The following is a 24,669-nucleotide window of genomic DNA, read 5'->3' on the forward strand; positions in this document are numbered from 1 at the left end:
TCACCGGCGGTTGACGACGACCGTCCCGTTGACGAGGTCGTGGAGCCCGCGGCGGTGCATGCCGATCACCAGGGCCGGCAGCGCGAGGCAGACCATGGCCTGGCGGAAGGCCGCCCGCAGGAACCCGAGGGGTTCGCGGTCGAGCCGAACGACGGCGACGCGGGCCAGCAGCTGCCCGAACGACCCGCCGGCTACCGCCGACATCACGGTCGATTCGAGCCAGAACACCGCCAGGATCATGAACGAGCGCCAGTCGTTGCCCCGGATCACACCGGTGCCGAAGACGGCGGTGGCGATCACCATACAGACCGCCCAGTCGACCACGATCGCCGCGATGCGTGCTCGCCACGACGCCAGGGACCCCTGTCCGGTCTCCGGCAGGCCGAGGGTCTCCCCCGGCCAACTCTCCTCGATCTCCGTGGCACTCATCGGAGCGATCCTACGAGAAGCCATGTAACAAGCCCGAAACACGGGCGCAAAGATCCGGAAATCGAGACCCCGTAGGGTCGACGACGTAACCAACCACACATGGAGGAAACATGTTCCAGGGTGCCGAAGACCTGCTGGCCTACCTGAAGGACGAGAACGTCGAGACCGTAGACGTCCGGTTCTGCGACCTGCCCGGCGTGATGCAGCACTTCACCGTGCCGGCCCGCGCGTTCGACGAGTCGGTGTTCGAGGACGGCCTGAGCTTCGACGGCTCCTCGGTGCGTGGCTTCCAGAAGATCCACGAGTCGGACATGGCGCTCCTGCCCGACCCGACCACCGCGTACATCGACCCGTTCCGCAAGTCGAAGACGCTGTGTGTGAACTTCTTCGTCCACGATCCGCTGACGAAGGAGGCCTACAGCCGCGACCCGCGCAACATCGCGCGCAAGGCGGAGGCGTACATGGCGTCGACCGGCATCGGTGACACCGCGTACTTCGCGCCCGAGGCCGAGTTCTACGTCTTCGACGACGTGCGCTTCGAGACCAAGCAGAACGCGGGTTACTACCACATCGACTCGGTCGCCGGCGCCTGGAACACCGGTCGCGAGGAGGAGGGCGGCAACCGCGGCTACAAGGTCAAGTACAAGGGCGGTTATTTCCCCGTCGCCCCGACCGACCACTTCGGTGACCTGCGCGACGACATCGTCCGCCACATGGAGAACCTCGGCCTCTCGGTCGAGCGCGCCCACCACGAGGTCGGCACCGCCGGCCAGGCCGAGATCAACTGGCGCTTCGACACGCTGATGAAGGCCGCCGACGATGTCATGAAGTTCAAGTACATCGTGAAGAACACGGCATGGGCCAACGGCAAGACGGCCACCTTCATGCCGAAGCCGATCTTCGGCGACAACGGCTCCGGCATGCACGTCCACAGCTCCATCTGGAACGAGGGCACGCCGCTGTTCCATGACGAGGGCGGGTACGCGGGACTCTCCGAGATGGCGCGCCACTACATCGGCGGCCTGCTGAAGCACGCGCCGTCGCTGCTGGCGTTCACCAACCCGACGGTGAACTCCTACCACCGCCTGGTCCCGGGCTTCGAGGCTCCGGTCAACCTGGTCTACAGCTCGCGCAACCGCTCGGCCTGCATCCGCATCCCGATCACGGGGTCGAACCCGAAGGCCAAGCGCGTCGAGTTCCGCTGCCCCGACCCGTCGTCGAACCCCTACCTGGCGTTCTCGGCGATGCTGCTCGCCGGCCTGGACGGCATCCAGAACAAGATCGAGCCGCCGGAGCCGATCGACAAGGACCTCTACGAGCTGCCGCCGGCCGAGTACGAGGACATCCGCACCGTGCCGCCGACCCTCGAGGCCGTGCTCGACAACCTCGAGGCCGACCACGAGTTCCTGCTCGCGGGCGACGTGTTCACCTCCGACCTGATCGAGACGTGGGTCGACCTCAAGCGCGAGGACGTGCAGGCCGTACGCATGCGTCCGCACCCGCACGAGTTCGAGATGTACTACGACATGTGATCCGTACGCTCGTTCCCGTGATGGCTGAGCGATCACCGCTCCACGTTGACTGAGCGAACTCGCTCAACGTTGGCCGAGGGAACTCACTCCACGTTGGCTGAGGGAACTCACTCCACGTTGGCTGAGCGAGCGAAGCGAGTCGAAACCCCGGGCCGTCACCGCAAGGTGGCGACCCGGGGTGTTCTTCTTCTGGTACGCCATCAACCGAGGAGCAGGAACGACTCGATCCGCCGCCACCCTGGCTCCTGCGTCGACAGTGCAGGGCCTGCCCACAACTCGATGCAGGTCACGTGATGACGGATGGGCAGGCGCGGACTGAGTCGGTTTCGATCTGGCGCAGTGTGGCCTCACCACCATGGTGTCCGATCGTCAGATGCGGCTGGATGTTCTCGAAAGCACCGCCGTAGATCGGGAATTGCGGGAATGCGGCCTCCACGCGACGCGTGAGGCTCACGATGGGTTCGGAAGCCGTTGGCGCGAGGAAGAGCACGTCGCCTCCGAACCAGCCGGTTCTCGTCAACTCGATGTCAAACGGGGCGGTGCCGCCGGAGATCTCTTGAAGGCATGCGAGGTCGTCCGTGTCGATCTCCTCGGCCGGCTCGAAGGGGTAGGCCACGGTGATGTGCGCGGGCACCCCCACCCGAGCAGCGAGGTCGTACTTCGCGCGGTGCTCCCTGACTGATGCCTCCGCTTCGGCGATCACCAGCAGCAGCGATGACTCCGTCGGCCCAGAGGTGCTCATGCGACATCAGTGAATCTCGACCGCCCGTCATGGTCAAGGAGATAAGCGATGTGGCCGGACGTCCACGACCGGTTCGACCACTTCTGCCGAACAGTGGGATGGGGCGGGGGCACTCTCGCGCGACCGCCATGGTGAGCGGGTATGGGCATGCTTCGCGCCCGCCGGGCCGGTTCCTCCGGCGGGTCGGTCAGCGTGGGGAATGGTGCGGGTTCCAGGCCGTGGCTGCTCGCTACGTCGGATTGGCCCGGTGTCAGGCGGCGATCTCCTCCATCAGGGGGATGAGGGCGGGGTTCATTTGGGCGAACACCTTCGCCGCGGCGGCTCCTGCTTCGGCGCGGATCCGTTGTTGGGTGTGTTTTTCGGCAAGTTCGGCGGCTCGTCGGGTGGCCTGCCGGATGCGTCGTTTCGTCCCTGTCGGGTCGATGACCAGGTCGGTGTCGGGGTTCCGGCTGTAGGTGCCGTGGGGCGTGGTCCAGAACTCCTGCCCGGTCGGGGTCTTCCAGTGCTTCACGCCCGGCCGGACCGGCGTGGAGGTGAACCCGCCGAACGTCTTGGCCCGGTGGACCCGCTTCGACAGCGGCGTCAGGTTCGTCGTGCAGGTCGAGCCGAGCGGGAACTCCACGATGTGATCCAGATCGATCCACTTGCCCGCCGAACGCCTTGTGGAGAACGGGAACGCCTCGTACTCCTCCCGCAGCAGCACCTCCCGCCGCTGCGCCTCGGTCGGCTCGTAGACGACGGTCACGTGGGGCACCTCCGGATCCAGGACCGGCCGGACAGTGACCTGCGCGGCGTCGGCGAGGAGCGCGTCGAGCTGGGATCGGGCGACCGACCCGAGGCCGGTGACCTCACCGCCCGCACCGCGGTCGACCTCGTCGGGCCGGATGTGGACGACGAGCTCGAGGAGGTCCTTGCGCGACGGCAATCCCGACGACGTCTCGGTCTCGTCAGTGCCGTCGAGGTCGAGGGATCCTGCGCCAAGGACGCGTCCCGCCCGGGCCGGGTCGGCCAGGAGTTCGAGCGCTTGGGCGCGCAGCACGGCGAACTGCTCGTCCAACCGGTCGACCTCCGCCCCATCGACAACCGTGCCATCACCGTCGGCCGAGTCCCGGTGTCCGGCGTCACGGAGGATGCCCGCGAGCTGAGTGACGGTCTGATCGAGCCGAAGCCCGGCGGGGCCATCGACCTGGCCCGTGACCAGCGCGGTCCCCGCTTCACCAGCACGCACGTTGACGAACCGCCGCTCGAGTGCGGCCTTCCGACGTTCCTCGGCACCCTCGGGGTCGACCACATCACACAACAGTTCGGCCTGGCTCAGCAGCCGCGTGACGGTGTACTGCGGCGCGAACGGCGTGAGCTTCCGGTCGACCTCCCCCGCCATCTCGTGGGTGAGTTCACGCGAGCGGGTGAGTTGGGCGACCTTCCGGGCGGCGAAGACGCGGACGTAGCCGCCGATCACCAGTGCCCACAGTTGGGGGTGGCGGTGGCGCAGGTCAAGGACGTCGGCAATGAGCTGGGCCGCCGCGTTTGGCGAGATGCCCAACGCCGGACCCACCTCCAACGAACAGAACTCGGCGACCTCCGGCGTACCATCACCGCCGAGAACCATCAGCCGTTCGCCGTGAAGCACCGATGGTGCGGAATCGTTGTCGGACAAGGGTTCGTCGATCCACGAGTACGCCCTTGCTGCGGCAGCGATCAACGAGATCTGGTCGATCTCGGCCTGGCGTTGCCGGTCGGCGGCGTCTTTGAGGCCGAGGATGACCGCGGTGCGGTTGGGTTTTCCCTTCGCAACAAGGTGTTCGGTGAGACCGTCCATGGTTTCCCCCTGGGGTGTGGTGATGGTTCCAGCCTAGGAAGGGGGTCTGACAATTTCGGGCCCAGAACGGGGTCTTCCGAAAAGAATCTCGAACAATTTTTTGCTTGCGCGGAAGGCGATCGCGCAGGGTTGGCTTCGACTCCTGCGTCGCTCAGCCAGCGTGTTCCTCCGGGTGGCCTCCAGAGCGGCTTCGACTCGTTCCTCGCTCAGCCAACGTGACCTCCAGAGCGGCTTCGACTCGTCCCTCGCCCAGCCAACGTGACCTCCAGAGCGGCTTCGACTCGTCCCTCGCCCAGCCAACGCGACCCAGAGCGGCTTCGACTCGTTCCTCGCTCAGCCAGCGTCACACCCGGAGTGGCTTCGACTCGCCCAGCCCTCACCGCCTAGAACAGATCCTGCCGTCGCCGCAGCCCCAGCTTCGCCAACACATTGCCCACGTGCGTCTTCACCGTCGGCAGCCCGAGCACCAACGCCGCAGCGATCTCCTGGTTCGTCAGCCGCTCGAGCATCAGCCCAAGGATCTCCCGCTCCCGCGGCGTCAGCAGGTGCTTGCGATCGACCTCCTCGACCGTGGGTTGCGGTCGACTCGTCCGCCACACCCGCTCGCCCGCTGCGGTGCGGCGTACGGCCTCGACCAGCATCCCCACGCTGGCTCCCTTGTGCAGGAAGCTGTCGGCCCCCGCCAGATAGAGATTGCTCGCATCGTCGGGGTCATCGGTGGCGGTGTAGATCAGTACGCGCGGCCGCGGGCTGAGCCCCGACACCTCTCGGCACAGGTCGATGCCCAGCAGGGCCCCCTCCAGGCGCAGCGGCAGGACCACCACATCAGGCGCCGAGGTCAGGGCATGCTTCAGGCCGCACTCATAGGTGGCGCACTCCGCCACCACGGTGACGTCGTGGGCGGACTCGAGCGCCGAGCGGATGCCCAATCGAACCACAGGGTGGTCCTCGACCAGCAGCACGCGGATGCGGATCACCACCATCGCAAACTACCACCAGTGCGAGCCGTCCAGCCGGGCAAAGTTCATCCTCCGAGGAGGATCTCGCGGACACAGCCACTCCCTAGCATTCCAGCAACAACGGGAATCCAGCCGCAAACGGAAAGGCGCCATGACGACGTCCGAACGCATCCTGGTCATCGGCGCCGGCGCGGTGGGCGCCACCATCGCCCAGCGCCTGGCGCGGGCCGGCCACGACGTCCTCATCGTCGACGCCGGTGCCGGTCCCGGCGCCGGCTGCTCCTATGCCAACGCCGGACTCCTCTCACCCGACCACGTGGAAGCCATGGCGAACCCGCGCAATGTCAGGCTGGGGCTGCGCCACCTCCTCGACGCCGCGGGTCCGTTCCGACTCCATCCTCGTCCGGCGCTCGTGCCGTGGCTGGCCTCGTTCGTCTGGGCGTCCCGCCCGAAGAAGTCGGCCGCGCTGACGCAGCTGTTGCGCACGATGGCCCACGACAGCCTGGCGCTCCACCTGCAGTTGGTCGACGAGGGGCTGGACACCAGTTGCCGGCGTACCGGTTCGGTCGACCGCCTCCCCGACGGACGCGAGGTCATCAACCCCGACGACGCGACCTGCAACACGCTCGATTACGTCACCGCCCTTCTCGCAGACGCCAAGGCTGCCGGCGCCGAGATCCGCTGGAACGCAACTGTCCAAGGGATCCACGTGGTCGACGGCTCCATCGCCTCCGTCGAGGTCGACGGCGAGCAACTCACACCGGCGACCGTCGTGCTCGCCGCCGGCATGGATGCGAAGCCCCTGGCCGCGCAGGCGGGCGTACGCATCCCCCTGCAGGGAGCCGCCGGCTATGTCATCGATCTCGAGCGCGGCAGGGACGATCCGGAGCGTCCGGTGCGACTCACGCAGGCCAAGGTGGTCGTGACTCCCTTCCGCGATCGCGTACGCGTCTGCGGGACCCTCGACCTCGGCGGACGCGCCGGCATCCAGGGGGCCCGCGTCGACGCCATCCGCGACGCGGCCCGCACCGAGCTGCCCGGGCTCGCCTGGGACCGCGAGGTCGAGGTCTGGCGCGGAGACCGGCCGACCACCAGCGACGGCGCCCCCGTGATCGGCCGACCGGCGTCCGTGGACAACCTGGTCATCGCCGCCGGCCACGGCATGTGGGGCCTCGTCCTGGCCCCCATCACCGCAGCCCTGGTGGGGCGCGACCTCACCGACGGCACCCGCGCGTACGACCCCAGGCTCTCCCCCGACAGGTTCTCCCTCACACTGACCCGCAGGAGGCGTAAGCAGTGACTGATTCTGAAGGCCCGGCCAGAAGGGGAACCATGGAAACCGTCATCAACGACGTCGTCCTCATCGACGGGACCGGTGCCGCACCCCGACCCGCGCACGTCCGCGTGCGGGACGGCCGCGTGGCCGAGATCGCGGCACAACCGATCGACGGTCCCGACGCGATCGACGGCCGCGGGCTCGTCCTCGCGCCCGGCTTCATCGACCTGCACTCCCACGCCGACTTCTCGATCCAGGACGGTCCCGCCGCGATCACCCAGCTCGCGCAGGGCGTCACCACCCTGGTGACGGGCAACTGCGGCCTGTCGCCGTTCCCGGTCGCCGATCTGGCGGCCCTGCGGGACGGCTCGTCCTTCCAGCGCCCCGAGATGGACTGGAGCTGGACCGACCTCGCGGGCTATGCCGAGCGCATGGACGCCCTGCCGCCGGGGGTGAACCTCGGCCTGCAGGTCGGCCACGGCGCCCTGCGCATCGCGGTCATGGGCCACGAGCAGCGGCCGCCGACCGAAGCCGAACTGGATCAGATGTGTGCGCTGCTCGACCGTGCGGCCGACCAGGGCGCGATCGGGTTCTCCACCGGGCTCATCTACGCGCCGGGGTCGTACGCGCGCCCCGACGAGGTGCAGGCGCTCGCGGCCGTCGTCGCGAGGCGCGGCCTGCTGTATTCCACCCACATGCGCAACGAGACCAACGACGTGCTGCAGTCGGTCGACGAGGCCATCGAGACCGCACGCGTGACCGGCGTACGCCTCGAGATCTCCCACATCAAGGCGATGGGACCGGCCAACCACGGCCAGGTGCGCGGCATCCTCGAGCGCATCGACGCCGCCCGTGCGGAAGGGCTCGACGTGGCCGCCGATGTCTACCCCTACACGGCTTCCTCGACGACGCTCAACTCGCGCCTGCCGGGCTGGGCACTGGACGGCGGCGCACCCGCCCTGCTGGAGCGCCTCGCGGATCCCGACACGACCGCACGCATGGCATCGGCGCTCGAAACCCGCTTCGGAGGGGAGATCGATCCGTCCGGCATCGTCCTGGCCCGCCTGCCGGAAGGTCCCTACACGCCGATGATCGGGCGATCACTGACCGACATCGCCGAGGAGACGGGGTCCGACCCCGCCACGGTCGCGCTCGACGTCCTGCGCGAACACCGGGCGACCGTCGCGATCATCAACCACGCCATGGATCCGGCCGACCTCGACCTGGCGCTGACGCATCCCTGGGTGTCGGTCGCCTCGGACGGGTCCGTGCTGAAGACCGAGGGACAGGGCCTGCCCCACCCCCGCAGCTTCGGGACCTTCGCCCGCGTGCTGGGTCACTTCGTCCGCGAGCGCGGCCTCCTGACGCTGACCGAGGCGATCCGCCGCATGACCTCACTGCCCGCCTCACGGCTGAACACGGGCGACCGTGGCGTCATCGCCGAGGGCGCCATCGCCGATCTGGTGCTCTTCGATCCCGATCGCATCGCCGACCGATCCACGTTCACCGACCCCTGGCAGCTGGCCGAAGGGGTCGAGCGGGTGTGGATCGGGGGCGAGGTGGCCTTCGGCGGGGAGAGCGAGAGCAGGCACGGGCGCGTGCTGCGCTGATCGAGCCGAGGGTGTGACACATCGCTCATCAGTGCCCATCTCGGACCCCCTGAAGGCATCGAGATCGTCACTGATGAGCGAAAAGTTCCACCCACTGCCTCATCCCGCCCGCCGCATGATCCTCCGACACCTCAACTCCAGCATCCACACCGCGAACCCCAGGCCCCGGAACGCCGGGTTGGTCGTCTTCCGGTGATAGAAGCGGTGATAGATCTGTTGGCAGATCCCCGCCAACCGGAACAGCCCGAACACCTCATAGAACGCCCATTCCTCGTGCGTCAGCGCGATGCCGGTCTGCGCGCAGTAGTGCTCCACCACCTCGGCCCGCGTCATCATCCCCGCCACGTGCGTCGGCTGCCTCCGGAACTGCCGGAACACGAACCCGTCGCCCGCCTCCACCCAGTACGCGAGGGCGCCGCCCAGATCCATCAGCGGGTCCCCGATCGTCGCCATCTCCCAGTCCAGCAGGGCAATGGGCGTCGTCGGGTCCTCCGCATCCAGCACGATGTTGTCGAACCGGAAGTCGTTGTGGATCAGCACTGCCCCTCGGTCGGGCGGCTGGTTCGCCTCCAGCCACGCGATCACCTTCGAGAACGTCGGCACGTTCGGTGTCCGCGCCGCCCGATAGCGGGCCGACCAGCCCGCCACCTGCCGTGCGACATAGCCGTCACCGCGGTGGAACTCCCCCAGCCCCGCCGCCTCGATGTCGACCCCGTGCAGCTCCACCAGCAGGTCGACGACGCGTCGACACAGCGTCGCGACCGATTCGCGATCCTGGGGGACCTCGGGCGGGAACTCCTTGCGGGGAATGAATCCCGCCACCCGCTCCATCACATAGAACGGCCGCCCGATCACGTCCGGGTCCTCACACAGGGCCACCGTCGCCGGCACCAGGGCGTACGCCGGCCTCAGCCTGCTCTGGACCACGTATTCCCGCGCCATGTCGTGGCCCGACGCCGCCCCCGCCGGCGGCCGACGCAGGATCAGGTCGGTGCCACTCGGATAGCGCAGCAGATAGGTCAGGTTCGAGGCCCCACCCGAGAACTGCCGAACCTCGGGGATCCCTTCCAGAGCAGGACTCAGGCCGGCGTCCGCATGCGACCGCAGCCACTCCGCCAGCGCCCCGACGTCGAACGCGTCCTCGGCCCGCACCTCCCGCGCCCCGCGCGGCCCCTCGATCCCCGCGTCGCGCCGGGCCCCCGACCCGGGGTTCACGTCATCCTCCGCACCACCGACAGCGGGAGCGTCTTCATCGCGACGCCGATCGGCACCCATGGCCACGCCGGCACGTACGCGACCGCCCGCCGCTTCTCGATCGCCTCCACCATGGCGCGGACGCCGACAGGCGTGTCGACGAGGAACTTCGCCCGCCGCCCCAGGTGGGCCGTCATCTCCGACGCGATGTAGCCCGGATAGACCACCGACACGTCGATCCCGGAGATCTGCTCCGCCCGGAGCCCCTCGGCGATCGCCGCCACCCCCGCCTTGGTGGCCGCGTACGTCGTCATCGATCGCCGCATGCCCCGCAGCGCCGACATCGACGACACCATCACCAGGTGGCCGCGTTTCCTGGCACGGAACAGTTCCATGGCCGCGTCAGCCTGGGCGAGGGCGCCCACGAAGTTGGTCTGCGCACACGCGAGGTTCGCCTCCCAGCCGCCCGTGCCGAGCGCCGCACCCGACCCGACACCGGCGTTCGCGATGAAGCGGTCGATGCCGCCCAGTCGCGCGTCGAGGTCGCGGACGACCCCATGCACCGACCCGGCATCGGCCACGTCCAACGTCGCCAGCTCAACGCGCGTGCCACCACGCATCCCCACGATCTCGTCGCGCAGTTCCTCCAGCCGGTCGACCCGCCGCGCCGCCAACCCGAGGTCATAGCCCAGCCCCGCGAACTGGCGCGCCATCTCCGCCCCCAGCCCCGAGCTGGCGCCGGTGATGACGATGGCGCCGCGGCTCATCGTCGGGCCCCATGCTTGGCGAGTTCGATCCGCGCCACCGTCGCCCGGTGCACCTCGTCCGGGCCGTCGGCCAGGCGCACGGCCCGCGCCGCCGTCCACGCCGCCGCCAGCGGAAGATCACCGGAAAGCCCTGCCCCGCCGTGGATCTGCATCGCGAAGTCGATGACCCGCTGGGCCATCGACGGCACACCGACCTTGATCTGGGCGACCTCCGACAGCGCGGCCTTCGCCCCGCCCTGGTCGAGCTTCCAGGCGGTGTTCAACACCAGCAGCCGCATCGAGTCGATGGCGATCCGCGCTTCGGCGATGCGCTCGCGGTTGCCGCCCAGGTCGACCAGCGGCTTCCCGAACGCGACGCGCTCCAGCCCCCGCCGGCAGGCCAGCTCCAGCGCGTGTTCGGCCAGTCCGATGAGCCTCATGCAGTGGTGCACCCGTCCCGGCCCCAGCCGCCCCTGGGCGATCTCGAACGCCCGGCCCTCGCCGGCGACCACGCTCGACCGGGGCACGCGTACATCGGTGAACGAGACCTCGCCGTGGCCGTACGGTTCGTCCTGGAATCCCATGGTGTCAAGCAATCCCTCGATACGTACGCCGTCGGCATCCCGCGGCACCAACACCATCGAGTGGCGGCGGTGGGGATCGGCCTCGGGGTCGGTGACGCCCATGACGATGAAGAACGCGCAGTCGGGGTGACCGACGCCCGTCGACCACCACTTGCGCCCGTTCAGCACGATGCCGTCGCCGTTGACGGCTGCCGTGAGTTCCATGGTCGTGGCGTCCGACGACGCGACGCCCGGCTCGGTCATGCAGAACGCGCTGCGGATGCGACCGGCCAGAAGAGGGTCGAGCCACCGGGCCTGCTGCTCGGCCGAGCCATACTTCAACAGGACCTCGGCGTTGCCGGTGTCGGGCGCGTTGCAGTTGAACACATACGGCGCCATCAGCGAGCGTCCCATCGCCTCGGCGACCGGCGCGTAGTCCACGTTCGACAACCCCGCCCCACCCCGCGTCCCGAAGCGTTCCGCGTACGCCCCCTCGTGACCGGCGGGCAGGAACAGGTTCCACAGGCCCGCGTCGCGGGCTTTCGACCGCAGCCCCTCCAGCACGGGCAGCGGCTCCCACGGGTCGCGGCCGGCGGCCCGCGCTGATGCGACCTCCCGGTGGTAATCGTGCTCGATCGGCACGATGTGTTCGGTGATGAACGCGGTGACCGCCGCGGTGAGCTCGGCGGCGCGGGGAGACGGGGAGAAGTCCATGACGCTGACGTTAGCGCCGCACGCGAGTCGAAGGAGACCCTTGTCACGCTCGCTCACCCTGTGGTTGTGTCGTGCATCACACGCTTTCCCCCGAAAGGTTGCCCATGCGAAACCGCATCACTCATCTGCTGGTGGCCCTCGCCACCGTCCTGGGCCTGTCCCTGGCCGGAGCGCCCGCCCACGCGAGCACCGGCGGCACCGTGGACTCCACCAACACATACTCGAACGTCGGTCTGATCGCCTTCTACGACAGCACCGGCCGCTACCGCTGCACCGCCACGCTCGTCTCCCCGACCGTCCTGCTGACCGCTGCCCACTGCACCGAGGGCACGCTCGGCAAGACCGCCGTCACCTTCGACTGGAACCTCGCGGAGACGGCCCCCTCGCCGCTGCCGCTGGCGGCGGACCCGACCGTGGGCTACACCTCGGCGGAGCTCAAGGCGGCCGGCTACGCGTCGGGCACCGCCTACACCCACCCGGACTATTCGGACTTCACCGACCGCGCCAACTGGAACGACCTCGGCGTCATCGTCCTGGACGAGCCCATCACCAACATCCAGCCGGCCAGCATCGCCGAACTCGGCACGCTCGACCAGATCAAGTCGGCCGACCTGTCGAAGACGCTGTTCCGCGCCGTCGGCTACGGCACCGAGGTGCGTAAGCCCGAGTCCGGCCCGCAGAAGCCCCAGCCCATGTCCTATCCGCTGGTGCGCCGCTATGTGGACATGCCGGGCCAGAAGCTGACCCCGCAGATCCTGCAGACCAACGGAAACGAGAAGGACACGCGCGGCACCGGCGGCACCTGCTTCGGTGACTCGGGCGGCCCCGTCTTCCTCAACGGCGAGATCGTCGCGGTCACGTCGTACGGCTACACCCAGAACTGCCGATACCTCGGCGGCTACCAGCGCGTCGACATCGCGGCCTCCCAGGACTGGCTGGCCACCTTCGGCGTGAAGCCCTGACCGACAGATCAACCTGTACGCGGCGCCCCGTCCCCCTCGGAGGGCGGGCGCTTCGCTTTCCTTACTCCTGCAGGTGACGCAGGAAGGCGCGCGGGTCGCGCAGGAAGTGCCTCTCGCTGACGACGAGTTCGAGGTCATCCCACACGGCGTCCGCGTACCCGTCCGGCCCGAACTCCAGGATCCGCGCGCCGGGCAACGCGGCGAGCACCGGCGAGTGGGTGGCCAGCACGACCTGCACGCCGTCGGTCTCCAGCAGCTCGATCAGCGTCGCGAGCACCCGCAGCGACGAGCCGAACGACAGCGCCGATTCGACCTCGTCAAAGAGATAGAGGCCCGGTTGCGGCTCACCACGCCAGAAGCACCTCGCCTCGATCACGTCGAGGAACGACTCACCATGGCTGCGTGCGTGGAAGGACGCGATGCCGGCATCCTCGAGATAGCTGTAGAAGCTGTGCATTGTCTCGGCCCGCAGGAAGAAGCCGCCGCGCCCCGCCCCCGCACCGCGCTCGGCCACAAGATCGCCGGCCAGCGACGACTCGGTCTCGCGCGTGCGGTGCATGGCGCCGGTCGACCCACCCTCCACATTCAACCCGTACGCCCCCGCCAGCGCCTCGACGACCGTCGACTTGCCGGTGCCGTTGTCACCCACGAGCACAGTCGCAGACCCGAGGTCGAGCCCCTCGGTGAGGAGCTGGCGTACGGCAGGAATCGTGTGGGGCCAGTGATTCCCGACGCTCACGTCCGGGCGCGCGAACACGCGTCGCACAGGTCGCCGCACCATCCAGTCCTCCACGTGTTCAGGATAGGCGCTGGTCATTTTCGCCCCGCATGTGTGCGCATCCGGCAACGGCACTGAAACGCATCCGCAACATGACGTGCGTACGTTGCGGGGACCACGTTGGATGATCCGAAGGAATGAGCAGTGACAACCGAAGCGCACGTGCCGCCCCTCTCCCAAGCAAGCCGTCCTCGTGAGGATGGGCCCCATCGCCTCCCCATCCGCACGCTGGTCGCGGCGTCGGTCGGCAATGCGGTCGAGTGGTACGACTGGACCGTCTACGCCACGTTCTCGATCTACTTCGCCACCCAGATCTTCCCGAAGGAGAACGAGGCGGCAGCCCTGCTCGGCACCTTCATCACGTACGCCCTCGCCTTCTTCTTCCGTCCGCTCGGAGGGTTCGTCCTGGGCCGGTACGCCGACCTCCGCGGCCGCAAGCAGGCCATGATGCTCACGATCCTGCTGATGGCGGGGGGCTCGCTGCTGATCGCCGTGCTGCCCACGTTCGGCCAGGTCGGGTGGCTCGCGCCGATCCTTCTCCTCGTCGCCAGAATCGGTCAGGGCATGTCGCTGGGCGGCGAGGTGTCGAATGCGTCGGCCTACCTCGCCGAGATCGCCCCACCCGACCGCCGGGGTCGCTATTCGGCGTTCTTCTACATCTCCACAGGATCATCGGTCCTGGTGGCGTCCCTCCTCGGGGCGGGCTTCGCCAGCACACTGACGACCGAACAGCTCGCCGCGTGGGGCTGGCGCATCCCCTTCCTGATCGGCGCCCTGCTGGGCATCACCGGGCTGTGGCTGCGCCGTGACATGGCCGAGACCGAGCAATTCGAGGAGAACAAGGCGGTTGCCGCGTCCCTGCGCTGGCCCCTGCTCATCACGCTGCGCGAACATCCCCGCCAGGTCGCCCAGATCGTGGGCTTCACGATGCTGTCCACCCTCTGCTACTACACCTTCTTCTCGGCGGTCACCCCCTATGCGATCAAGACCCGGGGTGCTGGTGCCGGCGAGACGTTCTGGGCCCTGTCCGCCGCCACCTTGGTGTTCGTCCTCATCCAATATCCGCTCGGGGCGCTGTCGGACCGCTTCGGGCGCAAGCCGCAGATGCTCGTCTGGTCAGGCGGCACCGCGCTCGCCGTGGTCCCGCTCTCCGGCCTCATCGGTCCCGGCTTCGTGAACATGCTCGTCGTGTTCCTCGTGGGGCTGTTCCTCTATTCGCTGCTGTCCTCCATCGGCGCCGCGGTGATGAGCGAACTGTTCCCCACTCACCTGCGAGGGCTCGGCATCGGCGCCTGGTACAACCTCACGGTCGCGCTGTTCGGCGGCACCGCTCCGCTGGTCATCCAGTTCCTCGCGAACCGCCACCAGGGCCACCTCTTCTTCTGGTACGTCGCGGGCGCCGCCGTGATCGCCTTCGTCACCGTGCTGACCCTCAAGGAGACCCGAGGCTCGGTGCTCGACTGACCTCCCCGACTCACCGCACCAGCATCAGCACGGCAGCGGTCACCCCGGCCACCACGATCAGCCCCCGCAGGAGCGCCGGCGGCAGCCGACGGCCCAGGTGCGACCCCGCGTACCCGCCGATCACCGACCCCACCGCCAGCAGGCCGACCGCGACCCAGTCGAGGTCGGCCGCGACGACGAAGATGATGCTGGCGATCAGGTTGGATGCGAGCACTGCAAGGGTTTTCAGCGCGTTGACGATGCGGAGGTCGAGGTCCAGCCCCAGGGCCAGGACGGCCAACATCATCACGCCGGCGCCCGCCCCGAAATAGCCGCCGTACACCCCCGTGAGCGCCGCGAAGAACGTCGTCACCGGGCCAGGCACGAGCCGCGCCTCCCGGTGGGGCGTACGCGCCCTGAGCCACGCCGAGATCCGCGGTTGTACGCCGACCAGCACGCACGTGCCGAGGATCAGCCACGGCACGATGGCCTCGAAAACCTCACCCGGCAACAGGAGCAGCAACGCAGCGCCCAGCACCGACCCCACCGCGCACGTGACGATCACCATGGCGGCGACCCTGGGGTGGCTCCGGATCTCGGCGCGATAGCCGAACGACCCGCTGAGCGCTCCGGGAGTGATCCCGACCGTGTTGGTGGCGTTCGCGACGACCGGCGGGAGTCCCACCGCGACGAGGATGGGAAAGCTCAACAGGGACGCGACACCGACGGTCGACGTCAGTACGCCGGCGCCCAGCCCCGCGCCGAGGACCACGAGGTGCTCGAGGATGCTCACCCCGGCAGTGTGTCATTCCACCCACAACTGGGTCGGTCGTCCTGCAGGATCGACGACAAAGTGTCAGCATGGACACATGGCCACGAGCGCCCAGCAGCGGCGAGTCCGCAGTGTCCCGAATGCGGTTCGACGAGTTCCATCCCCATCTCGTACGGGATGGCCACCGTCCAGCGTTTCGACGAGGCCCAGACCGGTTGTCTGGTCATGGGCGCGTGCGTCGTGTCGGCCGACGCCCCCGACCGCTCGTGCACGAAGTGCGGCCGCGCCTGGAACAGCGAGGGCAGGACCAGACCTGACCGATCGGGTGGCGGACTTCAGCCGTGACTACGCGGCTCAACTCCGCCACCCACCCGGTCAATCCGGCAGTTTCGCCACGTCCACCCAGTCGGTGGACCCCGACGCCAGTTCCAGTTCCCCGAGTGACAGCTCCACGCAACTGTTCGGCGACCCCGCGGCCGGGAACACCGTCGCGAACCGCCGCAGGGATGCATCCAGGTGGATCGGTACGCCGGCACGCACCCCGAACGGGCACACCCCGCCGACCCCATGACCGATCAACCCCTCGACCAGCTCGGCCGGGATCATCTTCGCCTTGACGCCGAAGGTCTCCTTCCAGCGCCGGTTGTCGATGCGCGCGTCCCCCGCGAACACCACCAGCATGGGTGAGTCCGCAACGAAGAACGACAGCGTCTTCGCGATCCGCGCGGGCTCGCAGCCCACCGCGGCCGCCGCCAGCTCCACCGTGGCGCTCGACGTCGCGAATTCGCGTACGCGGTCGCCGAGCCCGTGCTGGGCCAGGGCCGAGCGGGCCTGCTCGAGACCCACCCGCTCAGCCTCCGGACTTGCGCCGCATGAACTGGCGCTTGCCGGCCGCGGGGCCGTGGGCGTCGCCGCCGACCTTGCCGCCGGCCGCGCGGCCCTCACCTGTGTTGTGGTGCTGGGACTGGTTCTTGCGCTCCAGCGCGAGCCGCATCTGCTCCTTCGGGTCGACCGCCTCGTCGCCCGGCTTCTCGTTCGTGTCCTTGCTCATGGTTCACTCTCCCACGCCGGGCTCAGGATTTCAGCCCGGTTACCTGCGGGGCACGCACCGTAACCTTCCGGCCGCCACAGCTGTCGGAGGCCCCGGTCACCCGCCTAGCGTCGCCGGATGAGCATTTCTCGACGCAACGTCCTCCTCGGTGGTCTCGGTGTCACCGCCGCCGGCCTGACCGCAGGCATCCCCCTGGCCGCCGCCACGAACTCCAAGAACGATGGGGAACCCGGCGGTGGCGGTGGGGTCACCGGGTCGACGTGGATGGCCAGCATCGACGGCCGCCGATCCCTTGCCTCGTTGACGATCCCGGGCACCCACGACTCGTGCGCCCTGCATGGCGGGCGCTATGTCGCCTGCCAGACGGTCGGGGTGGCTGCACAGCTCGCCATGGGCGTGCGTTTCCTCGACATCCGCGTGCGCAACCATCGCGGCGGTTTCCCCATCCACCACGGCGATTTCTACCAGGAGACGGACCTGGGGGAGGTGCTGCGCCAATGCCGCGACTTCCTGAACCAGCACCCGACCGAGACCGTCCTCATGTCGGTGAAGCAGGAGAAGTCGGACACGTCCGGCTCCGAGATGGCAGCGACCTGGAACCGGGTCACCCGCCCCTACCGGAACATGCTCAGCACCGGCTCAGCGGTCCCCACCCTGAACGCGGCGCGCGGCAAGGTCGTGGTCGTGAGCCGATCTGCGGGCATCCCGGGAATCGCCTGGTCCGCAGCCCACGTGTGCGACAACTACTCCATCAACACCGTCAGCGACTGGGGTCGCAACAAGTGGCCTGGTGTGACCAAGGCTCTCGATTTCGCCGCCACCAAGGGATCGCGGAGTGACCTCTACGTCACCTTCACGTCATCGTGGGGCACCCTGCTGGATCCCTCGCGCGCCAACGCGAAGATGGAGCCGGCCCTGAAGAGCTGGCTGGACGAACGCCCCCGTCGCAGCGGCGAGCGTCTGGGCGTTGTCGTGGGCGACTTCGCCAAGCACTGGAAGATCGAACAGATCGGCGCCCGCAACTTCGGTCGTGCCCGCTGGAACTAGCCGCTCAGCGCGTCGCCCGCGTCGGCTGGGCCAACATGCGGCCCAGCACGCGATGCAGCGTACGCACGCTCCCGACCGGCTCGATGAAGTCGGCGGTGACCAACCACGCCCCCGCCTGCGCCGTCACGAGCATGACCAGGCCGTGCGCCGACACGTCCACGGGGAACACGCGGTCCACCAGCCGTCCGCACTCCGGACGATCCTCGGCGACCCGCGTCCACTCCCCCGGCCACCAGCCGTCGGCCACGGCATCGGCCAGCCTGGCCAGCGCGGCCTCGCCGTGGGCGAGGACGGCCTCGGTCACGGCCAGCTCGTCGGCGTCGCCGGGGAACGCTCCCCGCCCCATCAGCACGTCGACGTCGTGGGGTTCGACCCGCCCACCGGCGTGCATGAGGACGCGCGACAGGCTCACCGCGACCAGGCGTACGCCCGGGGCCCCGACCACGGCGGCCAGCGGGCCGAGTTCCCGCGCGTCGAGTGCGGCGAGCTCGTCATCGCCCAGTGGCCGCATCGACCCCAGCCCGTGGGCGGTTCCGGCGAGGATCCGCACATCGGGGAGGACCGCCATCTTGTCGATCTGGACCCGCACGTCGACCGGCCCGTGGTCGACGGGCCAGTCGGCTGGCCCAGGCCCTGCTCCCGGCAGTGCGCACGCGACGACCACGGCCCGCAGCGTGGGCGACCACACGTGCGCCAGCGGGTCCAACGACGCGAGCCCGGGATCGGCGTACGCGAACAGGGCGATGCGACCGGCTCCCGACAGGAGGCGGCGCGCCAGGCACGCTCCGCGCGGCGTGCCGTCGCCTCCGCAGTGGTGGCCCCAGGTGCAGTCGTCCATGATCCTCCTCGTTGACGAGGTAAGGCTAACCTAACCGTTCCCCGGATCCAACCCCAGGTTCTGTCGGCCTCCCCCGCTACGGTCAGCCCATGTCCTCCCGCATCCGCTCCGACTTCGGCTCCCTCGGCCAGCGCGTGGCCCGCACTCCCGCGACCCACCACGTCGAGGTGCGGGTGGACAGCACGTGGCACCCGGGCCTGCTGGTCGACTGGATCCGGGTCGGCGACCTCTGGGCCGCCCACGTCGCCTGGGTCGACGGCGGGCTCCACTCGGCCATCGTCGCGGCCGCCGACATCAGGCCGAAAAGTACATCGGGATACGACACGAAAGGGTCACGTTAATAGCGCGCAGATCCTTAGGAAAGCCTTGCCAGTCTAGAAAAGCGGGCGATCGCGGCCTACTGTGAAAACGTCAGACGCAGTGCCCCACCTGAAGGAGCTCCTCATGTCGACCCTCACCTCCATCGAGTCCTGTCAGACCACCGCCTGCTCGTTCAACGAGGGCGGCTGCACCGCACCGGCGATCTCGGTCGCCGGTTCCGGCCAGGCCTCCTGCACCACGTTCGTCGAGTTGGACGCGCGCGGCGGCCTCCCCACCGCCGACGGCCGCGTCGGCACGTGCTCCCACCTCGAGTGCACCCACAACTCCGACCTGATGTGTCAGGCGCCGGCGGTGCAGGTCGGCGACAACGGCGCCTGCCTCACCTACGCCCGCGCCTGACTCCAACACACACCGCGTACGCGCGGTCCGGTCTCACGTCCGGGCCGCGCGGGCCCGCGTGCGGAATAATGGCTGGGCGTGACCGATCCCGTGACACACCAGACCCTGCCCGAGCTCCCCGAGCCGTGGGTCGCGCGGCGCCCTGAACTGGGCGACGTCGACGCCGTGATCGCCCTGCTGGGCGCCTATCGCCGCAGCATCCGCGGTGAGCACGCGGCCGTCGACCACGGCACCGTCGCATCGCAGGTGGCCGGCCCCGGCTCCTGGACGCGACGCCAACTCGTCGTCACCGACGGGGACCGGATCGTCGCCTGGGCCTGGGCCCACGACCGCGCGGCCGGCCGGACCAACGTCGACATGATCGTCGATCCCACCGTCCCCGGGTCGGCCCCACTCGCCCCGGCCCTGCTCGCCTGGGTGCGTCAGGCAGCCCTCGCCCTGTCGGCCGACCGCGGCCTGTCCGGCACCACGCTCGACTTCGTGACGTTCGCCGACGACCCCCGCCAGCGCGCCTGGCTCACCGCGGCCGGCTTCACGCTGGCCCGCACCTGGCTCGAGATGGAGCGCCCCGTCACCCCCGACGAGGCCGAGTCCCTGCCGAAGCCGCGCGACGGCGTACGCCTGCGCCAGGTCCGCAAGCACGCCGACGGCACCCCTGAGGCCACCGACCTGCAGACCGTCCACCGCATGTTGGAGGAGTCGTTCGCCGACCACTTCAACTCCTACCGGGAATCGTTCCCCGAGTTCGTGACCCGCATGCGCGAGGACGCGGGTCACCGCTGGGACCACTGGTGGCTGGCCGAGTTCGACGACGACGGCACCTGGTTCCCCGGCGGCGCCCTCGTCTCCACGGTGGTCCCGCCGGACGCGTCCGGCAAGTGGGGCAGCTACGTCGACTACATCGGCGTCCACCGCTCCGGCCGCGGCCGCGGCATCGCGAAGGCCCTGCTGTACGCGGTGGTCGCCGACGCGGCCGAGCGTGGCCGCGGACGGGTCGACCTCGAGGTGGACGCCGACTCCCCCACGGGCGCCGACGGGCTGTATCGCTCGCTGGGCTGGGAGGTCGATCACCGCACCGAGTCGTGGCACGCGAGCGCGGGAGAGGCATCGCTGGACCCCAAGGAGGACTTCACCTCCTGAGGTCCACGCGCCTGCACTACGGTGCAGACATGCAGATCGTCGACCGCCAGCTCTTCGGCCCCGGCCCCTCCAACCCCTACCCGGAGGCCACCGCCGCCCTCGGGCTGCCGCTGCTCGGCCACCTCGACCCGGCGTTCCTCACGCTCATGGACGAGACGTGCGACGGCCTGCGGAAGGTCTTCGGGACCGACAACGCGCGTACGCTCCCCCTCTCGGCGACGGGGTCGGCCGGCATGGAGGCCGCGTTCGTCAACACCGTCGCCGAGGGCGACGTCGTCGTCATCGCGGTCAACGGCCTGTTCGGCCAGCGCATGTGCGAGGTCGCGCGCCGCTGCGGCGCCGAGGTCGTTGCCGTCGAGCACACCTGGGGTACGCCGGTCGACGCCGAGCGCGTGCTGGCCGCCCACCCGTCGCCGAAGCTCATCGGCGCGGTCCATGCCGAGACCTCCACCGGCGTCCGCTCCGACCTCGCGGAGCTCGGCGCGGGCAAGGGCGACGCCCTCCTGCTCGCCGACACCGTGACCTCCATCGGCGGCATCGAGCTGAAGGCCGACGCGTGGGGCGTCGACCTCGCGTACGCGGGGACGCAGAAGTGTCTGGGCGTCGCGCCCGGCCTTGCCCCGTTCACCATCAACGACCGCGCGTTCGCGGCCCGCATCGAGAACCCGCGGTCGTGGTATCTCGACCTCGGTCTGCTCGGCGGCTATCTCGACCCGACCGGCACCGGGGGCGGGCGCACCTATCACCACACGGCGCCGACCGGCATGGTCGCGAGCCTCCACGCGGCGCTGGGCCGCATCCTCGACGAAGGCCTCGAGAACGTCTGGGCGCGTCACGCCGAGGCGGGACGCATCCTCCAGGACGGCCTGCAGGAGATGGGCCTCGAGCTGTTCGCCGAGGAGGGCTCGCGCCTGCCTGAACTGACGTCGGTGAAGGTGCCGGAGCACGTCGACTCGGCCGAGATCCGCGCCCGCCTGCTCAACGAGATGGACATCGAGATCGGCGCGGGCGCCGGGGCGTACGCCGCGTCCGTGTGGCGCATCGGCCTCATGGGACACAACGCCCGCCCCGAGCGCGCACTCCTGGTCCTCGCGGCGCTCAAGCGGGTCCTCGACCGCTGACGCGGAGGCTCAGGCGCTGACGCGGGGTCCTTCACGCAGCGCCCGCCCGACCATGTCGACGATCAGGTCGACCTCGTCGTCGGTCAGCTCGAAGTGGGGCGTGAACCTCAGCGAGTTCTCGCCGCCGTGGATCACGTTCATGCCGTGGACGCGGAGCCACTCCTCGGTCGAGTCGGCGCCATAGCAGCGGTACGCCGGCGCCAGCTCGCAGGAGAACAGCAGGCCGGTGCCCTGGACCTTCGTTATCGGCCCGTCGAGCTCATCGGCCAGGGCCTGGAGCTTCGCGACCGCCTCGCGCCCGCGACGCCGGATGTTCGTGCGCACCTCCGGCGTCACCAGCCCGAGCACCGCGGTCGCCACATCGAGCGCGCGCGGGTTGGTGGTCATGGTGTTGCCGTAGACGCCGGTGCGATAGAGCGCGGCGGCGCGCTCGGTGACGGCGAGGACCGACAGCGGATATTGCGCCGCGTTCAGCGCCTTCGAATAGGTCTCCATGTCGGGCGCATCGAGGCCCTCGAAGCCCGGATAGTCGACCACCGACAGCACACCCTCACACCGCAGCCCCGCCTGGATCGAGTCGACGAGCAGAAGCGAGTCGTGCTCGAGCGTCAGGCGCCGCGCGGCGGCGTAGAAGTCCGCCGGCAGTCGACGGCCCGGGTCGCCCTCGCCCATCACGGGCTCGAGGAAGACGGCCTCGACGAACCACCCCTCGCGCGCGGCGTCGGCGAAGACCTGCTCGAGCGCCGCGACGTCGTACGCCTCGATGGCGATCAGCGAGTCCTCCCCGCGAAAGCTCGCGAGGTGCGTGACGTACGCCGCGCGGCTCGAGTCGGAATAGAGCGCGGGCCGCTCGGTGCGGCCGTGGAAGCTGCCGCGGACGACGACACGCTTCACCATCTTGCCCGCGTGGCGGCCTCCCGGATCTGTCTGGATCTTGCAGTTGATGTCTGCGATCCGCGCGGCGAGGCCGACGGCCTCCGAACCCGAGTTCAGGCAGAAGAACCGCTCGAAGGGGGAGCCGCCGATCGTGTGTCCGATCTCGGCGCGCAGGGCGCGCTCGAACCGCAGCTGCGACAGGCTCGGCGTCATCACGTTGGCCATCACCTGTGGCCTGGCCATGGCCTCCAGGACCGCATTGGGCGCGTGGCCGAACCCGACCATGCCGTAGCCGCCGGCGTCATAGACGACCGCACCCTTCAGGGTGATGATCCACGGACCGCGGGAGACCAGCGCCACGTAGGGCTTCACGGAGTCGGCCGCATAGAAGTTCACATAGCCGGCCTGCACCGCGTCGACCTGGGCCTGCTCGTCGAGGTCGAGCAGCGGCCCGAACTCCTCGCGGGCGGCCGCGTACGCCTCCGCCGCCGCCTCGATGGCCTCCACCAGCTCGGGGTGGTCCGGCACGAAGCGGGCGATCGTGACGTCGTCGAGACCGTGCGTACGCCGGCCCGCGTGGGCGCGCAGCGGCGCGAGGGCGTGGGTGGTGTCGAGCGTCAGGGTGGTCACAATGGCTCCTTGGATCATCCGCGTCGCGGGCGAGAATCTTGCGCGTTGATCCGACATTACGCGAGATCGCGTCGAATTACGTTGCCCACGCCACACTTTTCATGACCGTAACAAACGGACGCAGGAGTCGAAGCGCTGGCTGAGCGACGCAGGAGTCGAAGCGCTGGCTGAGCGACGCAGGAGTCGAAGCGCTGGCTGAGCGACGCAGGAGTCGAAGCCCCTACGCCCGGCTCGAACCCCATCCCAGGACCAGCGCGATGCCCAGCGCCGAGCGCGGGTCGTACGGCCCGCGCCACAGGCCGCCGTGGACCGCCTTGTCGGCCTCCTCGCGCCACGGCTCGCGCACCTCGCCGGTCCCCGCGACGAGGTCGTGGACCAGCAGCCCCGCCATGAGCGTGTTGGAGGTCGACGGCGCGAACACCTCGACGCCGAAGCGGTGCGCCCCCGCGTACGCCGCCGCCAACCCGCGGTTCTTCATCACCGACCGCGTGCGGGTGGGCGGGGCCACGTTCATCGACACCTCCAGCCCGTCCCGGCGCGCGATCGTGGCACGCCAGCGCTGCAGTCGCTTGGCCAGGATGTAGTTCGGACCCTGCTGGATGATCATGGAATCGTTCAGTCCGGGCTCCGCGCCGGGGCGATAGTTCCGCTTCAGCAGCCGCCCACCACTGACACCCTTGAGCACTGGGCGCAGGCGCTTGAAGGTCCGGGAGTCGTACGCCGCCACCGACTGGTCGATGACCTCCTGCGGCACCCCGAACACGTCGGTCGGCGTGGCCAGGAACGCGAGCGCGAGGTCGTCGCGGCGGCCCGCGAGGTGGCTCGCGAGTGCGTCGACCGCCATCGAGACCCGCAGGTTGGTGGCGCCGTCGGCGTACACGTAGTTGCCGAGCACCAGCGGGCCGTCGAACGACTCTAGCCACGCGGCGACCGCCGGCAGGTCGTGCAGCAGGTCGGCGCCGGGCACGCCGTCGTGTTCGGGGACGTGCAGCGTGCCGGCCCCCGCGCGGGCGGTCGCCTCGACCCGCCGCCAGATGTCGGCGCGCGGGAGGTCGACGGCGATGACCTCCGCACCCCAGTCGAGCAGCGCGGTCAGCGGGCCCATCTCTGCCCCGGCGCCCAGCACGACGACGCGGCGACCGGGCAGGGCCAGCCACTCGGGGTGGGCCGCGACCTCGCGTACGGCCGCGGCGGCGGACGGCTCCATGATGCCGCCGGCGACCCAGCGGTCCAGTTGGGCATACAACTCGCCGTCGACCAGCCGGCGGCCGCGGAACGGCAGCGAGAACGCGGCGGGCGGGGCGCCCTCACCCACGACCGTACGCGTGGTCAGCGGCTTGGCCGGGGCGAGGGCGAACACGTCGGAGAGGGGGACGTCGACCGCCTCCCCCGCCGCCCGATCGGCCGCCACCGCCATCCGCGCGTGCAGCGAGTCGAGCCCGCGCCGCGCGATGCCGACCGCGGCGTCGGCCGACACCAGCCCCGCCTCGACGAGGCGCCGCGCGTGTGTCGCATAGCCCGAGCGCCAGTCGGTCTCGTGCAGCGCCGCACGGCCGCCCACCGGGTCGAGCTCGCCGAGCGCGTCGGCCAAGACGGCCCGCCCGAACTCGGTCGTCGACCGCTTGCCGTCAGTGCTGAGGGGAATGACCACGCCGCTGGAGTCCATGGGGCAACGCTAGCGGGTGGGACATTTCCGCGGGCAGCCTC

Annotated in this window: 25 protein-coding genes; 11 read left to right on the top strand and 14 right to left on the bottom strand. The window is 69.6% G+C overall.

Annotated features, from left to right (window positions below):
• On the bottom strand, positions 1–429 hold the full coding sequence (locus ACYVAG_RS01370) for an RDD family protein (RefSeq protein WP_460765481.1): 429 nt from the start codon (positions 427–429) through the stop codon (positions 1–3).
• 110 nt (positions 430–539) lie between these two features.
• Between ACYVAG_RS01370 and glnA the strand changes: the two genes are divergently transcribed.
• Positions 540–1,961 (top strand): type I glutamate--ammonia ligase, encoded by a 1,422-nt coding sequence (gene glnA / locus ACYVAG_RS01375; protein ID WP_460765483.1) that lies wholly within the window; start codon positions 540–542, stop codon positions 1,959–1,961.
• A gap of 286 nt (positions 1,962–2,247) precedes the next feature.
• On the opposite strand, the gene ACYVAG_RS01380 is transcribed toward glnA, so the two are convergent.
• The 3 genes from ACYVAG_RS01380 to ACYVAG_RS01390 all read right to left on the bottom strand — a co-directional run bounded on the left by ACYVAG_RS01380 (position 2,248) and on the right by ACYVAG_RS01390 (position 5,502).
• A complete protein-coding gene (locus ACYVAG_RS01380) occupies positions 2,248–2,703 on the bottom strand; it encodes a 2'-5' RNA ligase family protein (protein WP_460765485.1) in 456 nt (151 codons plus the stop codon).
• A gap of 250 nt (positions 2,704–2,953) precedes the next feature.
• Positions 2,954–4,522 carry a DUF222 domain-containing protein gene (locus ACYVAG_RS01385; RefSeq protein WP_460765487.1) on the bottom strand — a complete coding sequence of 523 codons (1,569 nt, stop codon included), beginning with the start codon at positions 4,520–4,522 and terminating at the stop codon, positions 2,954–2,956.
• 383 nt (positions 4,523–4,905) lie between these two features.
• Positions 4,906–5,502 (bottom strand): response regulator transcription factor, encoded by a 597-nt coding sequence (locus tag ACYVAG_RS01390; protein ID WP_460765489.1) that lies wholly within the window; start codon positions 5,500–5,502, stop codon positions 4,906–4,908.
• A 130-nt stretch (positions 5,503–5,632) separates the two neighbouring features.
• Here ACYVAG_RS01390 and ACYVAG_RS01395 point away from each other — a divergent pair, with 130 nt between their 5' ends.
• Both ACYVAG_RS01395 and ACYVAG_RS01400 read left to right on the top strand, forming a co-directional pair.
• Positions 5,633–6,781: an NAD(P)/FAD-dependent oxidoreductase gene (locus ACYVAG_RS01395; RefSeq protein WP_460765491.1), complete on the top strand. Its 1,149-nt coding sequence runs from the start codon at positions 5,633–5,635 to the stop codon at positions 6,779–6,781.
• Between the two features lie 32 nt (positions 6,782–6,813).
• Positions 6,814–8,367, top strand: a complete 1,554-nt coding sequence (locus ACYVAG_RS01400) for an N-acyl-D-amino-acid deacylase family protein (protein ID WP_460765493.1) — start codon at positions 6,814–6,816, stop codon at positions 8,365–8,367.
• A gap of 99 nt (positions 8,368–8,466) precedes the next feature.
• Here ACYVAG_RS01400 and ACYVAG_RS01405 read toward each other — a convergent pair whose 3' ends face one another.
• Genes ACYVAG_RS01405 through ACYVAG_RS01415 form a run of 3 tightly spaced genes read right to left on the bottom strand, consistent with a single transcriptional unit; the run spans position 8,467 to position 11,584 of the window.
• The gene (locus ACYVAG_RS01405) at positions 8,467–9,582 is read right to left on the bottom strand and encodes a phosphotransferase family protein (protein ID WP_460765495.1); all 1,116 of its coding nucleotides are present in this window, start codon (positions 9,580–9,582) and stop codon (positions 8,467–8,469) included.
• Positions 9,579–10,328 carry an SDR family oxidoreductase gene (locus ACYVAG_RS01410; protein WP_460765496.1) on the bottom strand — a complete coding sequence of 250 codons (750 nt, stop codon included), beginning with the start codon at positions 10,326–10,328 and terminating at the stop codon, positions 9,579–9,581. Before ACYVAG_RS01410 ends, ACYVAG_RS01405 begins: the two co-directional genes overlap by 4 nt.
• Complete coding sequence (locus tag ACYVAG_RS01415) at positions 10,325–11,584, bottom strand: acyl-CoA dehydrogenase family protein (protein WP_460765497.1); 1,260 nt, start codon at positions 11,582–11,584, stop codon at positions 10,325–10,327. Before ACYVAG_RS01415 ends, ACYVAG_RS01410 begins: the two co-directional genes overlap by 4 nt.
• A gap of 104 nt (positions 11,585–11,688) precedes the next feature.
• Between ACYVAG_RS01415 and ACYVAG_RS01420 the strand changes: the two genes are divergently transcribed.
• Entirely contained in the window at positions 11,689–12,546 is an 858-nt protein-coding gene (locus tag ACYVAG_RS01420) for a S1 family peptidase (protein ID WP_460765499.1), read from the top strand.
• A 61-nt stretch (positions 12,547–12,607) separates the two neighbouring features.
• Here the strand turns inward: ACYVAG_RS01420 and ACYVAG_RS01425 are convergent, their stop codons facing one another.
• Positions 12,608–13,339, bottom strand: a complete 732-nt coding sequence (locus ACYVAG_RS01425) for an AAA family ATPase (protein WP_460765501.1) — start codon at positions 13,337–13,339, stop codon at positions 12,608–12,610.
• 129 nt (positions 13,340–13,468) lie between these two features.
• Between ACYVAG_RS01425 and ACYVAG_RS01430 the strand changes: the two genes are divergently transcribed.
• Positions 13,469–14,788 carry an MFS transporter gene (locus ACYVAG_RS01430; protein ID WP_460765503.1) on the top strand — a complete coding sequence of 440 codons (1,320 nt, stop codon included), beginning with the start codon at positions 13,469–13,471 and terminating at the stop codon, positions 14,786–14,788.
• Between the two features lie 10 nt (positions 14,789–14,798).
• Here ACYVAG_RS01430 and ACYVAG_RS01435 read toward each other — a convergent pair whose 3' ends face one another.
• Complete coding sequence (locus ACYVAG_RS01435; protein WP_460765505.1) at positions 14,799–15,560, bottom strand: sulfite exporter TauE/SafE family protein; 762 nt, start codon at positions 15,558–15,560, stop codon at positions 14,799–14,801.
• A 156-nt stretch (positions 15,561–15,716) separates the two neighbouring features.
• On the opposite strand from ACYVAG_RS01435, the gene ACYVAG_RS01440 reads away from it, so the two are divergent.
• Complete coding sequence (locus tag ACYVAG_RS01440; RefSeq protein WP_460765507.1) at positions 15,717–15,884, top strand: hypothetical protein; 168 nt, start codon at positions 15,717–15,719, stop codon at positions 15,882–15,884.
• A 30-nt stretch (positions 15,885–15,914) separates the two neighbouring features.
• Here the strand turns inward: ACYVAG_RS01440 and ACYVAG_RS01445 are convergent, their stop codons facing one another.
• On the bottom strand, positions 15,915–16,385 hold the full coding sequence (locus ACYVAG_RS01445) for a YbaK/EbsC family protein (RefSeq protein ID WP_460765509.1): 471 nt from the start codon (positions 16,383–16,385) through the stop codon (positions 15,915–15,917).
• A 4-nt stretch (positions 16,386–16,389) separates the two neighbouring features.
• Positions 16,390–16,590 (bottom strand): DUF5302 domain-containing protein, encoded by a 201-nt coding sequence (locus ACYVAG_RS01450; RefSeq protein WP_460765511.1) that lies wholly within the window; start codon positions 16,588–16,590, stop codon positions 16,390–16,392.
• Between the two features lie 117 nt (positions 16,591–16,707).
• On the opposite strand from ACYVAG_RS01450, the gene ACYVAG_RS01455 reads away from it, so the two are divergent.
• Entirely contained in the window at positions 16,708–17,637 is a 930-nt protein-coding gene (locus ACYVAG_RS01455) for a phosphatidylinositol-specific phospholipase C (protein WP_460765513.1), read from the top strand.
• Between the two features lie 4 nt (positions 17,638–17,641).
• Here the strand turns inward: ACYVAG_RS01455 and ACYVAG_RS01460 are convergent, their stop codons facing one another.
• Positions 17,642–18,475, bottom strand: a complete 834-nt coding sequence (locus ACYVAG_RS01460) for a hypothetical protein (protein WP_460765515.1) — start codon at positions 18,473–18,475, stop codon at positions 17,642–17,644.
• A gap of 89 nt (positions 18,476–18,564) precedes the next feature.
• Here ACYVAG_RS01460 and ACYVAG_RS01465 point away from each other — a divergent pair, with 89 nt between their 5' ends.
• The 4 genes from ACYVAG_RS01465 to ACYVAG_RS01480 all read left to right on the top strand — a co-directional run bounded on the left by ACYVAG_RS01465 (position 18,565) and on the right by ACYVAG_RS01480 (position 21,456).
• Positions 18,565–18,816 carry a hypothetical protein gene (locus ACYVAG_RS01465; RefSeq protein ID WP_460765517.1) on the top strand — a complete coding sequence of 84 codons (252 nt, stop codon included), beginning with the start codon at positions 18,565–18,567 and terminating at the stop codon, positions 18,814–18,816.
• Between the two features lie 103 nt (positions 18,817–18,919).
• The gene (locus tag ACYVAG_RS01470; protein ID WP_460765519.1) at positions 18,920–19,195 is read left to right on the top strand and encodes a DUF1540 domain-containing protein; all 276 of its coding nucleotides are present in this window, start codon (positions 18,920–18,922) and stop codon (positions 19,193–19,195) included.
• Positions 19,196–19,273: 78 nt separating this feature from the next.
• On the top strand, positions 19,274–20,335 hold the full coding sequence (locus tag ACYVAG_RS01475; RefSeq protein ID WP_460765521.1) for a GNAT family N-acetyltransferase: 1,062 nt from the start codon (positions 19,274–19,276) through the stop codon (positions 20,333–20,335).
• A gap of 29 nt (positions 20,336–20,364) precedes the next feature.
• Positions 20,365–21,456: a pyridoxal-phosphate-dependent aminotransferase family protein gene (locus ACYVAG_RS01480; RefSeq protein WP_460765523.1), complete on the top strand. Its 1,092-nt coding sequence runs from the start codon at positions 20,365–20,367 to the stop codon at positions 21,454–21,456.
• Between the two features lie 9 nt (positions 21,457–21,465).
• On the opposite strand, the gene ACYVAG_RS01485 is transcribed toward ACYVAG_RS01480, so the two are convergent.
• Positions 21,466–22,962, bottom strand: a complete 1,497-nt coding sequence (locus ACYVAG_RS01485) for an aminotransferase class III-fold pyridoxal phosphate-dependent enzyme (RefSeq protein ID WP_460765525.1) — start codon at positions 22,960–22,962, stop codon at positions 21,466–21,468.
• Between the two features lie 220 nt (positions 22,963–23,182).
• Positions 23,183–24,628, bottom strand: a complete 1,446-nt coding sequence (locus tag ACYVAG_RS01490; RefSeq protein WP_460765527.1) for a hypothetical protein — start codon at positions 24,626–24,628, stop codon at positions 23,183–23,185.
• Between the last annotated feature and the right edge of the window lie 41 nt (positions 24,629–24,669).

The sequence above is a fragment of the Mariniluteicoccus flavus genome, assembly GCF_054776655.1.